Genomic DNA, 13,408 nt, shown 5'->3' with positions numbered 1-13,408 from the left:
CCCGGGACCGCCGGGCGCAGCTGGGCTCAGGGCACCCGGTGCAGCCACTCCGCGGTGCCGAACTTGTCCTCAACCCGCTGGTGCGCGGCCGCGAGCTCGGCGTGGGTGATTTCCGAGGGAGTCGCGGCGTAGCGTTCGGCGAAGACATCGATCATGGCCGCGACGATTTCGGCGCGGCTCAGCCCCGTCTGCCGCCGGAGCGGGTCGACCCGCTTTTTTGCGCTCCGGCTGCCCTTGTCGGAAAGCTTCTCCTTGCCGATCCGCAGGACGTCGACCATCTTGTCCGCATCGATGTCGTAGCTCATGGTCACGTGGTGCAGCATGCCGCCGTTCGCGAGCCGCTTCTGCGCCGCACCGCCAATCTTGCCTTGCTCGGTGGCGATGTCGTTGAGCGGCACGTAGAAGGCGCTGATCCCGACCTTCTCAAGGGCTGACATCACCCAGGCGTCGAGGAAACCGTAGGAATCGGCAAAGCTGATGCCGTCCACCAGGCTCTGCGGCAGGTACAGGGAGTACGTGATGCAGTTGCCTGCCTCCATAAACATCGCTCCCCCTCCACTGATCCGGCGGACCACACTGATGCCGTGGCGTTCGACGCCGGCGGGATCCAGTTCGTTGCGGAACGACTGGAAACTACCGATCACGACTGACGGTTCTTCCCAGTCCCAGAAGCGCAGGGTGGGGTTGCGGCGCCCCGCGCCAACTTCTTCCGTCAACACCTCGTCCAAGGCAACGTTGATCCGGGTGGGCAGCACGGACGGGGCGATGATGTTCCAATGGTGGTCCCCCCAGCCGGTGGCCTTAGCGAGGGCGCGCCGGACCGTGACCGCTATCGCGTTGGCGGAAAAACCGAACAGGACGGCGTCCGGCGGCAGGGCCGCTGCCACCGCGGCCGCGAGGTCCGCAGCACTGGTGTCCGCGGCGAGGCCGGTGAGTGCCCGGTTGATCTCCAGCAGCGCCTCATCGGGTTCCAGGAAGAAGTCCCCGCTGAGTGAGACGTTCGCGAGCATGCCGTCAACGACGTCGAAATCGGCCACCACCAGTTTGCCGCCGGGGACCTTGTACTCCCCGTGCCGGCGGCCGTCGTCGTCAGGGGAGGTGGAACGGGGGGCCGGGGATGGGGAGGGGGACGTCATGTCCTTAATCCTGCCACGCGGTGACCGCACCGCAACCACGCTGCAGCGCCGCACCGCCCGGGACGCAAAAAGCCCGCACCGTCACCGGTGCGGGCTTTTCCAAAAGACCTTGGGGAGAAGAAGTTACTTCTTGCCGCCGAAGCCCTTGAAGCGAGCGTTGAAGCGCTCGACGCGGCCTGCAGAGTCCATAATGCGCTGCTTGCCCGTGTAGAACGGGTGGGACTCGGAGGAGATTTCGACGTCGATAACCGGGTAGGTGTTTCCGTCTTCCCACTCGATGGTCTTTTTGGAAGACACGGTGGACTTGGTCAGGAACTTGACGCCGGAAGCCAGGTCGTTGAAAACAACAGCTTCGTACTTCGGGTGAGTATCAGACTTCATAATTGGACCTTTGTTCGCACAACTGGATTTTGCCAGTTGCCAGGTATGAATGGGATGGCCAGCGGAATGCACCGGACGGCCAGCTATCAATCATAGCGGAAAGCCGGCGCCTTCGCCGCCTGGCAGGTGATGCTGTTCAACCGCGCGGACGAAGCTCCCAGAAGGCTACGGCGGAGGCAGCAGCGACGTTGAGCGAGTCAACGCCGGCGCGCATCGGGATTTTGACGGCGAGATCGACGGCGGCGAGGGTGGACGCGCTCATCCCGGCGCCCTCGGTACCGAGGACCAGGGCGAGTTTCTGCGGCTGCCGCTCAGCCAGATCGTCCAGGTCCACGGCGTCGTCCGTGAGCTCCATGGCTGCCACTGTAAAGCCATGGCTGCGGAGTACCCGCAGGTCCCCCGGCCAGTCCTCCAGCCGGGCCCACGGCACCTGGAACACCGCCCCCATGCTGACCCTGACGCTGCGGCGGTACAGCGGGTCCCCGCAGCGCGGCGAGATCAGGACGGCGTCGACCCCCAGGGCCGCCGCTGAACGGAAAATCGCGCCCACGTTTGTGTGGTCCACAATGTCCTCCAGCACGGCGACCCGGTGTGCCCCGGCGAGGAGCTCGGGCAGCGGCACAGGTTCGGGGCGCTGCATGGCAGCCATCGCGCCGCGGTGCAGGTGGAAACCGGTGATGTCCTCCAGCAGGGCCGCGGAACCGATGTAGGCGGGAACGTCCGGGTACTGCTCAAAAATGTCCGCGAGGTCTGCACGCCATTTGTCGGCCAGGAAGAAGGAACGGGGCCGGTGCCCCGCGGCGAGGGCCCGGCGCAGTACCCGGGAAGACTCCGCGATATACATACCCTCTGCGGGTTCGCGGAGCTTACGCAGGTGCACGTCCGTGAGCTGGGTGTAGTCCGAGACCCGGGGGTCATCGGCGGAGTCGAGGCGGTGGAAAGTCACTGGCGGGTCATTTCAGCGGAAGCTATCAACGGTCATCGGGCTACTTGAAGAGGTTGGCGATCATAAAACCGAGGGCCACCAGGCCCAAAACGAAGATGACGCCGCGCAGCACCACCGGGGACAGCCGTCGACCGACTTTGGACCCGACGAAACCGCCGATCAGTGAACTGACCGCAATCAAACCGACGACGGCCCATTCGATCCGGCCGAAGGCAAATAGCAAATAGGAGGCCGCTGCCACGACGTTCACGCCCAGGACCAGGATATTTTTCATCGCATTGGCGTTCTGGATGGTGCCGGTCATAAAGATGCCCAGAATCCCGACCAGCAGGATGCCCTGGGCGGCAACAAAGTAGCCTCCGTAGACACCGGCGAGGTAGACCAGGCCCACGAGGATTACACCGTGGCTGCGGTCCCGGATGGCGTGTTCGGGGTTCTGCTCCCGGACCCTGACCCACTGCTGCAGCCGCGGCTGGAACACCACCATCAGCAGAGCCAGCACAATCAGGGCCGGCGCGGCGTAATGGAAGACCTTTTCCGGCAGATGCAGCAGCAGGTACGCCCCCGTGATGCCGCCCAGCAGCGAGGCGGGCAACAGCCGAAGCAGCTGTTTGCCTCGCCCCGACAATTCCTTGCGGTAGCCCCAGGCTCCGGCGGCGTTCCCGGCGACCAGGCCCATCGCATTGCTGATGGACGCCGTCACGGGCGCGTAGCCGAGCGCGATCAGCACCGGGAACGTCACCAGGGTGCCGGAACCGACCACACTGTTGATGGTGCCGGCCCAGAGTCCGGCGAAAAAAATGAAGACGCTATTGAAGAAATCCACGCGCGCTCAGCCGCCGGTTCAGCGGCGTGCGGTGGCCGTGTACCGGCCTGCCACGACGCTGAGGTCCAGCTGCAGCCCGAACGTTTTACTCAGGTTCGCGGCCGTGAGGACGGCTTCAATCGGGCCCTTGGCCACCACGGCGCCGTCGCGGAGCAGCATGGCGTGGGTGAAGCCCGGCGGGACTTCCTCCAGGTGATGCGTGACCAGCACCATGGCCGGCGCAGCCTCGTCGCGGGCAAGGCTGCTTAGCCGGTAGACCAGGTCCTCCCGGCCGGCCAGGTCGAGCCCGGCGGCGGGTTCATCGAGGAGCAGCAGCTCGGGATCGGTCATCAGGGCCCGGGCGATCTGGACCCGCTTGCGCTCCCCCTCGGAGAGGGAAGCGAAGCTCCGGTTGAGCAGCGGGCCCATGCCCCACTCGTTCAGGAGGGCGAAAGCGCGGCGTTCGTCGTCTTTCTCATAGCCCTCCCGCCACCTTCCGGTGACGCCGTAGGCTGCCGTGACAACGACGTTGAGGACCTTCTCGTGTCCTGGGATCTGGTTGGCCAGTGCCGCTGAGGACAGCCCGATCCGGGGCCTGAGCTCAAAAACGTCGACGGCGCCAAGAATTTCCTCCAGGATGCCGGCCATCCCGGACGTGGGGTGTATCCGCGCGGCGGCCAGTTGGAGCAGAGTGGTCTTGCCGGCACCGTTGGGACCCAGGATCACCCAACGTTCGCCTTCCTTGACCTGCCAGTCGACCTTGTCCAGGAGGGTCTTTGCCCCACGTACAACGCTGACGGCGGCCATTTCAAGAACATCACTCATAGGAGTAGACACTAGGACAAAAAACCGGGCGACTGATAACCGGTACCCCGGGGCCGTGTTGTCCGCCAGCCGAGGCGTCACCGGGACGCAACGAATTCGGAGCCGTATCCGCCGGATCGCTAGGATTACTGCCATGAACCTGTTAGTGACAGCCGTGAGCTATGCCCCGAAACTGAGTCTTCCCGAGGTGCAGCGGATCCGTTCGCTGCTCGCGGCAGCGGGACTGACGCTGGACGCGGAGACCCGCACCGGCGACGGCCGTTTTGATGTTCACATGGCGGACCTGAGCTTTGCCGGGAGCCAGTCCGGGGCGGCGCTCGCTGACCTCCGCCGGGCAGTTGCAGCAAACGGCGCGGCCGGAATCGACACGGCGATCGTGCCGGCCACGCTCCGCAATGCGCAGCGGAAATTCCTCATCATGGACGTGGACTCCACCCTCATTCAGCAGGAAGTGATTGAACTGCTCGCGGCACACGCCGGCAAGCGCGAAGAAGTGGCAGCGGTGACCGAGGCCGCCATGCGAGGAGAACTGGATTTTGCCCAGAGCCTGCACGCACGGGTGGCGGTGCTTGCCGGGCTGCCAGCCGACGTCGTCGACGCCGTCCGCGCCGAGGTCGCGCTGAGTCCCGGCGCGGCCGAGCTCGTGGCAGCTTTCCGGGCCGCCGGCCATGTGGTGGCGGTGGTCTCCGGCGGCTTTAACCAGATCCTGGAACCGATCGCGGAGGGCCTTGGCCTTGATTACTGGATCGCCAACGAACTGGAAATCGCCGATGGTGCGCTGACCGGGAAAGTCCTCGGTGCGGTCATCGACCGGGCGGCGAAGGAGAAATACCTGCGTGAATGGGCCGCCATAGAAGGCATCCCGATGGAGCACACAATTGCTGTGGGCGACGGCGCCAACGACCTGGACATGCTCGAAGCGGCCGGGATCGGGGTGGCGTTCAACGCCAAACCTGCAGTCCGGGCGGTGGCGGACGCCGCAGTGAACCTGCCCTATCTCGACGCTGTTCGGTTTATCGCCGGCGTTTGAACCGCGGCAGCGGCGGCAAAGGCCGGGGCAGGTGCCCCGGCCTTTGCCGCTAACCGCATAAGCAGCCAGTCATCAGTTGCTGCTCTTGTCGAAGTAGTCGGCCCCGCCGACGTATTCGGTGTGCCCGCTTTCGACGTCGGCAGTGGCCATCTTGGCGACCTCTGCCGCGAACTCCTTCACGGAGTACAACCGTCCGGCCTCGGCGCGGCGGGCTTCGATGGCGCCCGGGTTGGAGCGGTCCAGCAAAGTCGCCGTGACGGTTCCCTCGATCATGTCGCCGGAAACGACGACAAGGGAGATGCCCTTTTCGGCAAGGTTTGGAATGAGTTCGCGGAGTGCGTCTTCACCGGCGCGCTTGCTGCGTGCCACCGGCTCATAGTTCTCCATGGTGGGCACCGTGTTGATGAAATGCGCCTGGTGGCTCGTGACAAAGACCACGCGGGCACCCTCGGGCAGCAACGGCACTGCGGCATTAAGCATATTCACCTGGGCGTCCCGGTTGAGCTTGAGCGCGTAGTCCTCCTCCATGCCGGATTCCATCCCGCCTGAGGCGTTGAGGACCAGGATGTCGAGGGAACCGAAGTTCTCCATCGCGGCACTGGCGAGAGCCTGGACGCCTTCCTGGGTGGTGAGGTCCGCTCCGACGGCGGCAGCGCGGCCGCCGGCCGCCTCGATTTCCGCAACCACCTTGTTGGCGCGGGGCGCCTTCTGGCGGTAGTTCACCACGACGGCGGCGCCTTCGGCGGCGAGGAACTTGGCTACCTCAGCGCCAATGCCCCGCGACGAACCGGTCACGATTGCGGTCTTGTTATCCAGCAGTCCCATTCGAGCTCCTTTGTTCCAAACGTCCAAAAACGGTGGGTCTGCAGACCATCATGCCAGCGCTGCGGGTGATTTCAGTTGTTTGGGGTCAACAAAGAAGCTGCGGCAGGCTAGTGCCGACCAGGGCCGAGGACGCCGGCACGGGTTCCGCTCCTGTGCGGATCACTCCCCGGAACTTCGGTCTGCACCGCCGCAATGGTGCCGTCCGGGAACCACCCGGCCGGTGCCACCACCGCCGGGGGCGCCGCGGCTCCCGCCGGGTCCACGGCGCGTCCGGATCCGGCTTAGTGGCCCATGCCGAGGCCGCCGTCGACCGGGATGACGGCACCTGAGATGTAGGCGGCCTCGTCACTGGCGATCCAGCGGACCACGTTGGCCACCTCGGAGGCCTCGGCAAAGCGCGCAGCGGGAACCTTGGACAGGTAGTCCTTCCGCGTTGCCTCGGGCAGTTCCGCCGTCATGTCGGTGTTGATGAAGCCAGGTGCCACAACGTTGGCAGTGATACCGCGGGCGCCCAGCTCGCGCGTCAGTGAGCGGGCGATGCCGACGAGGCCGGCCTTGGAGGCCGAATAGTTGATCTGGCCCGGTGCGCCGAAGAGGCCCGAGACGGACGAGATCAGGACCACGCGGCCCTTGCGGGCCCGGATCATACCCTTGGAGGCCCGCTTGATCACGCGGAAAGCGCCCGTAAGGTTGGTGTCGATGACAGAGGTGAAGTCGTCCTCGCTCATGCGCATCAGGAGGGTGTCTTTGGTGATACCGGCGTTGGCGACCAGCACCTCGACCGCACCGTGGGCCGCCTCCACGTCCGCGAACGCGGCGTCCACGGATGCTTCGTCCGTAACGTCGGCCTTAACGCCAAGAATGCCGGCCGGGAGATCCGCTTCGCTGCGGTAGGTGACTGCCACTTTATCCCCGTTGGCGAGGAACGCTTCGGCGATGGCGAGGCCAATTCCGCGGTTTCCGCCGGTGATCAGGACACTGCGGCCGGTGCTGGCTGTTTCAGGCATGGTGGGCTCCGGAATTCTGCGGCGGCCGGCGCCGCGCTGGTGGGCGGGATTTTTCCTGCCTTCGATCTTAGCGCCCGGCGGGCCCGCGTTTGGGCGGCCCCGTCGTTGGTGAGAGAATTGAACTGAGCCCTGGGAGCGTGATCTGACAGCCTTGACACTCAAAAACCGACCCCGTGGACCTGCGGACGGGAATCCGGAACTACCGTCCGGTGACTCCGAGGTTCACAGCATTACTGACGCCGCCGCCGCACACTCTGAAGAGATGCGCCAGCGGATGATCAAGTACGCCGTCGCCATGGGTATCCGCATGGTGTGCCTGGTCCTGATTTTTGTGGTGGACGGCTGGCTCAAGATCCTCCCGATCGTCGGCGCCGTGTTCCTGCCCTGGTTTGCCGTTATAGTGGCCAACGGCAGCGATGCGGCCGAGATCCACTCCGATTCGCTGCTGGACTATGCGCCACTGGCTCAGCTTGAAGCGCCCGCCGGTCCGGGCGAGGCGGCCGGCCCGGCTGCCCCTACCGGTCCCGGCGGCCCGGTTGCCCCGGCGCCGGAGGACCCGTCGATGACGCTGCTGCAAGGCGAAATCGTTGATGATGATGACCTCACGCAGGCGTCCGCGGAGGTTCCAGAGCGAAACGCCGGCGGCGACGGGAAACACGGAAGGGCCGCATCATGAACCTCTTTGACCTGACCGGAAACAGCGGTGAGGCCGGTCCGGCCGAAGCTTTCTGCTCCCGGAAGGGCTGCCGGCGCGGCGCTGAATGGCAGCTCCGCTGGAACAACCCCAAAATCCACACCCCGGACCGGCGCAAGATCTGGCTGGCCTGCGGAGAACACCGGCCCTGGTTCGAGGAGTACCTGCAGGCCCGCGGGCTCTGGAAGGACACAGTGGCACTGAACCCGGCAGGCAGGGCAAGCTGAATGTACCGTTTTCTGTTCTCCAGCAAATGGCTGGGGTACCTGTTGCTGGCCGCCATATTTGCCGCGGCCTGCGTCGGCTTGGGCCGCTGGCAGATGGATCGCCGGGCGGAGACCCTGGCCGGCATCAACCGCGTCACGTCGAACTATTCCGCCGCGCCCGTTCCTTTCGCTGAGGTCAAGGGCCAGTTCAGCGCGCTGGCGCCCGAACGCGAGTGGACACAGGTGGAACTGAAGGGCAGCTACGACGTCGGTGGCCAGCGCGTGGTCCGCAACCGCCCGCTCAACGGCCAGCCGGGCTACGAAGTTGTTGTCCCGTTCCGGGTGGACACCGGTGAGACGGTGGTGATCGACCGGGGCTGGTTGCCGATCGGCAACAACACCCCGGGACGCCCCGACGCGGTTCCTGCCCCCCGCAAGGCACAGTGACAGTCGTCGCCCGCCTGAAGCCGGCCGAGCCCGCTCTCCAGCGCGGCGCCCCGGACGGCCAGCTGGCCTCGATTGACCTCGCCGCCTATTCCGCCCAGCTGGGGTATCCCCTGCTCAGCGGCGCTTACGGGCAGCTTGCGTCAGAGAGCCCGGCCGCGGCGGATATGCCCTTCCCCTTCCCCAAGCCCTCCACGGACGAGGGAACCCACCTCTCCTACTCGCTGCAGTGGTTCGCGTTTGGCGTGCTGATGTTCATCGGCTTCGGGTACGCGGCCAGGCAGCAGGCACGAAACGCGGCCATTGACGCCGAGGACGCCCAAACCGACGGCGGGCCGACCCATTCCAGCGGCACTGCCGTGCGCCGTCGTCCGGTCCCCCGCAAACGGAAGCAAGCCACCGCGGAGGAAGAGGAAGACGCCCTCCTGGACGCCCAGGGGTTCTGAGGCGTGGACGGCCCGCTGCCGGGGCCCGTGGCCAGGGTGCAGCACGCATTGCACGCGCTCGGTGCCGCGGACACCGTTACGGTTTTCGACTCGATTGTCCCGACGGCGGCCGCCGCGGCCGCCGCCCTGGGCTGCGACGTCGCCGCCATCGCCAACAGCCTGGTCTTCGACCTCGAAGGGGTGCCGCTGCTGATCCTGGCCAGCGGGGCGGCGAAAGTTGATCTCCCAAAGGTCAGCGCGGAACTTGGCGCCGGCAGGATCCGCCGGGCCTCGCCCGGCTTTGTGCTCGAACATACGGGCCAGGAAGTAGGCGGCGTCGCACCGGTCGGGCATCCGAAAAAAATCAGGACGCTGCTCGATCAGTCGCTGGCGGCCCACCCCGTTCTTTGGGCCGGTGCCGGAGACCACAACTCGATGTTCTCCATCAGCTACGTTGAGCTGCAGCGGATCACCGAAGCCACAGTGCTGGCCGTACGGTAACGTGCGGCCCGCCCTACGCCAGGGTAATCAGGTCCAGGTAGTCTTCGTTCCAGTGGTCCTCGATGCCGTCGGGCAGCAGCACAACCCGCTCCGGGTTCAGCGCCGCCACGGCGCCTTCATCGTGGCTGACAAGCACAACAGCGCCGGTGTAGTTGCTCAAGGCCCCGAGGATTTCTGCGCGGCTTGCCGGGTCGAGGTTGTTCGTGGGCTCATCGAGGAGCAGTACGTTCGCGCTGGAGGCCACGATGGTGGCGAGGGCCAGCCGGGTCTTCTCACCGCCGGAGAGCACACCGGCGGGTTTGTCGACGTCGTCACCGGAGAACAGGAACGAACCCAGGATGTTGCGCACTTCGGCGTCGTTCATGTCCGGGGCTGAGGAACGCATGTTCTGCAGGACCGTGCGGTCGACGTCGAGCGTCTCGTGCTCCTGCGCGTAGTAACCAACTTTCAGACCGTGGCCTGCCACGACTTCGCCGGTATCCGGCTTGTCGACGCCCGCGAGCATCCGCAGCAGGGTCGTCTTCCCGGCGCCGTTGAGGCCCAGAATGACCACCTTGGAACCGCGGTCGATGGCCAGGTCGACGTCGGTGAAGATTTCCAGCGAGCCAAAGGACTTGCTGAGGCCGTCGGCGGTGAGCGGGGTTTTGCCGCAAGGCGACGGATCCGGGAAGCGCAGCGCCGCAACGCGGTCGGTGGCACGCACGGCTTCCAGGCCGCCGAGCAGACGCTCGGCACGCTTGGCCATGTTCTGCGCGGCCACAGCTTTGGTGGCCTTGGCGCGCATCTTGTTGGCCTGGTCGAAGAGGACCTGGGCCTTCTTCTCGGCATTGGCGCGCTCCCGCTTGCGCGCACGCTCGTCCGTCTCGCGCTGGGTGAGGTAACGCTTCCAGTCCATGTTGTAGAAGTCGATTTGGGCGCGGTTGGGATCGAGCAGGAACACCTTGTTGACGGTGGCCTCAAGCAGCTCGGTGTCGTGACTGATAACTATCAGACCACCCTGGTGGTTCTTGAGGAACTCGCGGAGCCAGGCGATCGAGTCCGCATCCAGGTGGTTGGTGGGTTCATCGAGGAGCATCGTCTCGGCGTCGGAGTAGAGGATGCGGGCGAGTTCGACGCGGCGGCGCTGACCGCCGGAGAGGGTTTTGAGCGGCTGGTTCAGCAGCCGGTCCGGCAGTGCGAGGTTGGAGCAGATCGCCGCGGCCTCAGCTTCGGCCGCGTAACCGCCGGCGGCCAGGAACTCCGATTCAAGCCGGTCGTAGCGGTTCATGGCCTTGCGCTGGACCTCAGCGTCTTCGCTGGCCATGTCCTCGTGGGTCTGCCGGAGTTTGCCGACTGCGATGTCCAGTCCGCGGGCGGACAGGATCCGGTCGCGGGCCAGCTGCTCCATGTCCGGGGTCCGGGGGTCCTGCGGCAGGTAGCCGATCTCGCCGCTGCGGGTGACCTTGCCGCCGGCCGGCTGGCCCTCGCCTGCAAGTACCCGGGTCAGAGTGGTCTTGCCTGCACCGTTACGACCAACAAGGCCGATCTTGTCTCCTTTGTCGATCCGGAAACTCACCTGGTCCATAAGGAGGCGGGCGCCGGCGCGCAGTTCGAGATCCTGGACGGTAATCAATGCAGCTAAGGCCTTTCACAACGGGGAACGCCGCGGCACAACGGTGGAATCTGGTGGGGGCCGGGGCAGTGTGGCCGAGAGAACGGCCGCTTCAAGTCTACCGGCCCAGCCTACGGCTGTTGACAAGGACGCCGCCGGCGGCCCGAATCTCCGGTGGCCAGCTGTTGGCGGGGGCCTCCAGCCGGCGGTCCGCTGGTTAGTAGGGCATCTACAAAAAACCCTTGCCGCTGCGGCCGTAGAGTCAAATCCAGGAGCAGTCCCCGTGTCACTTGCGATAGGAAATCCCATGACAGAGACCACTGGCAGCGACGCCGCCACCCGCGCCCGGCAACGGAACCGCTGGAACGCCACCGACCTGGCACTGATCGCGGTTTTCGCTGCGCTGGTGGCCGGCTCAGCCTTGATTGCCGCCGTTCCGGTGGCCGGGCTGGGTGTTCCCATCACGGTGCAGACGCTCGCCGTGATGCTGACCGGTCTCGCGCTCGGCCCCGGCAGGGCGTTTGCCGCCGTCGGGCTCTATGTGCTCCTTGGTCTCGCCGGGCTGCCGATCTTCAGCGGCGGACGCAGCGGGCTCGGGGTCCTGGCCGGTCCTTCGGCGGGTTACATCATCGGCTTCGTGTTTGCCGCGACGGCGGTGGGCTGGCTCAGCGCAATGGTGCTCCGGCGGACCGCGGGCCGTACCGGCAGGGGCCGCCCGGCGCTTCTCTTTGCTGCTGCGATGGTGAGCAGCATCATCTTCGTCCACGGCCTCGGCATCCTGGGTGTGATGGTTAATGCAAAGCTTGACTTCGAAAAAGCGTTCCTCGGTGACCTGGTCTTCTACCCGGGAGATGTGATCAAAAACGTGCTGGCCGTGACAATTGCGCTGACCCTGCACAAGGCCTTCCCGGACCTGCTGCTCCGCCGGGTCCAAACCGTTCTGCCGGCCGGCCCCGCGGCCGGCAGCAGTTCCAACGCCAAGGCGGCCCAGCGGCCATGAGCACCATCGTGCTGGACCGGGCCGCGGTGCGGGTGGACATCGACGGCCGGGCCGAGCCGAAGACCCTGCTGAAGGGGCTCACCCTGCGATTCACGGAGCAGCGGATCGGAGTGATTGGTGCCAACGGCTCCGGCAAGTCCACCCTGTTGCGGCTGTTGAACGGGCTCGTGCAACCAAGCAGCGGGACTGTCACTGTAGACGGGCAGGACACCGTCCGCGCAGTCCGGGAAGTACGCCGGCGCGTTGGTTTTGTCTTTACGGATCCGCTGTCCCAACTCGTCATGCCGACCGGCCGAGAGGATGTGGAACTTTCCCTCCGGCGTTCGGTCCGCAATGCCCGGGACCGGCGAAGCAAGGCCGAAGCGGTGCTGGAGCGCTTTGGGCTGTTGCCCCTGGCGGACCAGAGCATCTACGAGCTGTCCGGCGGGGAACGCCAATTGTTGGCTCTTGCGGCGGTCCTGGCCGTGGATCCGGCCGTGCTGGTCCTGGACGAGCCGTCGACCCTGCTGGACCTGCGCAACCGGGAACTGCTGCGGCGCACCCTGGCCGGGCTCAGCCAGCAGGTCATCCTCTCCACCCACGATCTGGAGCTGGCGCTGGACCTTGACCGGGTCCTTGTGGTCGACGCCGGCACGGTGGTGTTCGACGGCGGCCCTGCCGCCGCCGTCGAGCACTACCGCGGGCTCTGCGCCGGCGGGCCCTTCGGCTCCTGGCCACGACCCACTCAAGCTCCGGCCCCCGGTCCGGTCCGGCCGAGGCGGGGGCATCCGCAGGCGGAACAGCTATGAGCAACCACGCGTTCCTGCTCGCCAACTATGTGCCCGGAGATACCCTGCTGCACCGCGCACCGCTGTGGCTGAAGTTCCTGCTGGTTGTCGGCTGCGGCCTTGCGTCGTTCCTGATTGTGGACTGGGCCGCTTCGGCAGCAGCTCTGGCAGTGCTGTCCGTGGTGTTCCTGCTGGGCGGCGCAGGCCTGTCGCGGCTGATGCAGGCGGTCCGGCCGGTGCTTCCGGTGCTGCTGGTGATCGGGGTGTTCCAGTGGTGGCAGCTGGGCGGTCCTACCGCGGCACGGATTGTCTTGAACGTGCTGGTCTGTATTGTGGCGGCGTCGATCCTCACCGCCACCACCCCGGTGCAGCGGCTGCTCGACGGGGTTGCTTCGCTGGCGCGGCCCTTCCGGCGCCTCGGTGCGGATCCCGAGCGCTTCGCATTGACCATCGCCATTATGCTCCGCAGCATCCCGTTCATCGCCGGCGCCTATGGCGACGTCCGCGATGCCGCCCGAGCCCGCGGGCTCGAACGCAACCCCCGTGCCCTGATCCTCCCGGTCTTTATCACCACAGTCGCCTTTGCCCGGCAAACCGGAGAGGCGCTCGCTGCTCGCGGCCTGGGCGAAGCCGAGACCGGGACCGGGACCGAGGGGCATGGCGAGCCAGCCCCACCCGCCGCTGGACATGTCCTCCCCTAGCCGCACCCGCCGCTGGACATGTCCTCCCCTGGCCCGTGCCACTGGACCCAGACCTGTTATGTCCACCGGGTGAGCCCGGGGTTGGGCATGTCCATGCGCCGACGGCGGTTGGGCATGTCCACCG

General features: G+C 66.2%; 15 protein-coding genes and 1 pseudogene. 8 read left to right on the top strand and 8 right to left on the bottom strand.

What is annotated here, in order from left to right:
* Positions 1-26: 26 nt before the first annotated feature.
* The 5 genes from QI450_RS08085 to QI450_RS08065 form a co-directional block, all read right to left on the bottom strand.
* Complete coding sequence (locus tag QI450_RS08085; protein ID WP_282359935.1) at positions 27-1,136, bottom strand: biotin/lipoate A/B protein ligase family protein; 1,110 nt, start codon at positions 1,134-1,136, stop codon at positions 27-29.
* Between the two features lie 123 nt (positions 1,137-1,259).
* Positions 1,260-1,517: a type B 50S ribosomal protein L31 gene (locus QI450_RS08080; protein ID WP_024365679.1), complete on the bottom strand. Its 258-nt coding sequence runs from the start codon at positions 1,515-1,517 to the stop codon at positions 1,260-1,262.
* A 136-nt stretch (positions 1,518-1,653) separates the two neighbouring features.
* Entirely contained in the window at positions 1,654-2,463 is an 810-nt protein-coding gene (locus QI450_RS08075; protein WP_226774918.1) for an RNA methyltransferase, read from the bottom strand.
* 40 nt (positions 2,464-2,503) lie between these two features.
* On the bottom strand, positions 2,504-3,289 hold the full coding sequence (locus QI450_RS08070; protein ID WP_226774917.1) for a sulfite exporter TauE/SafE family protein: 786 nt from the start codon (positions 3,287-3,289) through the stop codon (positions 2,504-2,506).
* 18 nt (positions 3,290-3,307) lie between these two features.
* Entirely contained in the window at positions 3,308-4,093 is a 786-nt protein-coding gene (locus QI450_RS08065; protein ID WP_226774916.1) for an ABC transporter ATP-binding protein, read from the bottom strand.
* A 133-nt stretch (positions 4,094-4,226) separates the two neighbouring features.
* Here QI450_RS08065 and serB point away from each other — a divergent pair, with 133 nt between their 5' ends.
* Entirely contained in the window at positions 4,227-5,123 is an 897-nt protein-coding gene (serB, locus tag QI450_RS08060; protein WP_226774915.1) for a phosphoserine phosphatase SerB, read from the top strand.
* A 72-nt stretch (positions 5,124-5,195) separates the two neighbouring features.
* On the opposite strand, the gene QI450_RS08055 is transcribed toward serB, so the two are convergent.
* Both QI450_RS08055 and fabG read right to left on the bottom strand, forming a co-directional pair.
* Positions 5,196-5,948 (bottom strand): SDR family oxidoreductase, encoded by a 753-nt coding sequence (locus tag QI450_RS08055; RefSeq protein WP_226774914.1) that lies wholly within the window; start codon positions 5,946-5,948, stop codon positions 5,196-5,198.
* 281 nt (positions 5,949-6,229) lie between these two features.
* Complete coding sequence (gene fabG, locus QI450_RS08050) at positions 6,230-6,955, bottom strand: 3-oxoacyl-ACP reductase FabG (protein WP_226774913.1); 726 nt, start codon at positions 6,953-6,955, stop codon at positions 6,230-6,232.
* A gap of 151 nt (positions 6,956-7,106) precedes the next feature.
* Between fabG and QI450_RS08045 the strand changes: the two genes are divergently transcribed.
* The 4 genes and pseudogenes from QI450_RS08045 to QI450_RS08030 all read left to right on the top strand — a co-directional run bounded on the left by QI450_RS08045 (position 7,107) and on the right by QI450_RS08030 (position 9,225).
* Positions 7,107-7,631, top strand: a complete 525-nt coding sequence (locus tag QI450_RS08045; RefSeq protein ID WP_226774912.1) for a DUF3099 domain-containing protein — start codon at positions 7,107-7,109, stop codon at positions 7,629-7,631.
* A complete protein-coding gene (locus QI450_RS08040; RefSeq protein ID WP_226774911.1) occupies positions 7,628-7,876 on the top strand; it encodes a hypothetical protein in 249 nt (82 codons plus the stop codon). The genes QI450_RS08045 and QI450_RS08040 overlap by 4 nt, the downstream gene beginning before the upstream one ends.
* Positions 7,877-8,745: pseudogene (locus QI450_RS08035) on the top strand (SURF1 family protein). It abuts the gene before it with no gap.
* Between the two features lie 3 nt (positions 8,746-8,748).
* Positions 8,749-9,225, top strand: a complete 477-nt coding sequence (locus QI450_RS08030; RefSeq protein ID WP_226774909.1) for a YbaK/EbsC family protein — start codon at positions 8,749-8,751, stop codon at positions 9,223-9,225.
* Positions 9,226-9,238: 13 nt separating this feature from the next.
* Here the strand turns inward: QI450_RS08030 and QI450_RS08025 are convergent, their stop codons facing one another.
* Complete coding sequence (locus QI450_RS08025) at positions 9,239-10,837, bottom strand: ABC-F family ATP-binding cassette domain-containing protein (RefSeq protein WP_226774908.1); 1,599 nt, start codon at positions 10,835-10,837, stop codon at positions 9,239-9,241.
* 286 nt (positions 10,838-11,123) lie between these two features.
* Between QI450_RS08025 and QI450_RS08020 the strand changes: the two genes are divergently transcribed.
* From QI450_RS08020 to QI450_RS08010, 3 genes are read left to right on the top strand one after another with little or no spacing between them, the layout of a single operon-like run.
* Complete coding sequence (locus QI450_RS08020; protein WP_226774907.1) at positions 11,124-11,816, top strand: biotin transporter BioY; 693 nt, start codon at positions 11,124-11,126, stop codon at positions 11,814-11,816.
* Entirely contained in the window at positions 11,813-12,604 is a 792-nt protein-coding gene (locus tag QI450_RS08015) for an ABC transporter ATP-binding protein (protein WP_226774906.1), read from the top strand. Before QI450_RS08020 ends, QI450_RS08015 begins: the two co-directional genes overlap by 4 nt.
* Positions 12,601-13,284 (top strand): energy-coupling factor transporter transmembrane protein EcfT, encoded by a 684-nt coding sequence (locus QI450_RS08010; protein WP_226774905.1) that lies wholly within the window; start codon positions 12,601-12,603, stop codon positions 13,282-13,284. The genes QI450_RS08015 and QI450_RS08010 overlap by 4 nt, the downstream gene beginning before the upstream one ends.
* The last annotated feature ends 124 nt before the right edge of the window (positions 13,285-13,408 follow it).

Origin of the sequence: Arthrobacter sp. EM1, from assembly GCF_029964055.1 — a bacterium.
Classification (GTDB): domain Bacteria; phylum Actinomycetota; class Actinomycetes; order Actinomycetales; family Micrococcaceae; genus Arthrobacter.
The sequence above is the reverse complement of the archived record's forward strand: the minus strand, read 5'-3'. Positions and strand labels throughout refer to the sequence as shown.

What these genes read in the sequence shown, in the direction of transcription:
- QI450_RS08085 (WP_282359935.1), bottom strand. Translation starts at nt 1,136, where the DNA reads ATGACGTCCCCCTCCCCATCCCCGGCCCCCCGTTCCACCTCCCCTGAC.
- QI450_RS08080 (WP_024365679.1), bottom strand. Translation starts at nt 1,517, where the DNA reads ATGAAGTCTGATACTCACCCGAAGTACGAAGCTGTTGTTTTCAACGAC.
- QI450_RS08065 (WP_226774916.1), bottom strand. Translation starts at nt 4,093, where the DNA reads ATGAGTGATGTTCTTGAAATGGCCGCCGTCAGCGTTGTACGTGGGGCA.
- serB (WP_226774915.1), top strand. Translation starts at nt 4,227, where the DNA reads ATGAACCTGTTAGTGACAGCCGTGAGCTATGCCCCGAAACTGAGTCTT.
- QI450_RS08055 (WP_226774914.1), bottom strand. Translation starts at nt 5,948, where the DNA reads ATGGGACTGCTGGATAACAAGACCGCAATCGTGACCGGTTCGTCGCGG.
- fabG (WP_226774913.1), bottom strand. Translation starts at nt 6,955, where the DNA reads ATGCCTGAAACAGCCAGCACCGGCCGCAGTGTCCTGATCACCGGCGGA.
- QI450_RS08040 (WP_226774911.1), top strand. Translation starts at nt 7,628, where the DNA reads ATGAACCTCTTTGACCTGACCGGAAACAGCGGTGAGGCCGGTCCGGCC.
- QI450_RS08020 (WP_226774907.1), top strand. Translation starts at nt 11,124, where the DNA reads ATGACAGAGACCACTGGCAGCGACGCCGCCACCCGCGCCCGGCAACGG.
- QI450_RS08015 (WP_226774906.1), top strand. Translation starts at nt 11,813, where the DNA reads ATGAGCACCATCGTGCTGGACCGGGCCGCGGTGCGGGTGGACATCGAC.
- QI450_RS08010 (WP_226774905.1), top strand. Translation starts at nt 12,601, where the DNA reads ATGAGCAACCACGCGTTCCTGCTCGCCAACTATGTGCCCGGAGATACC.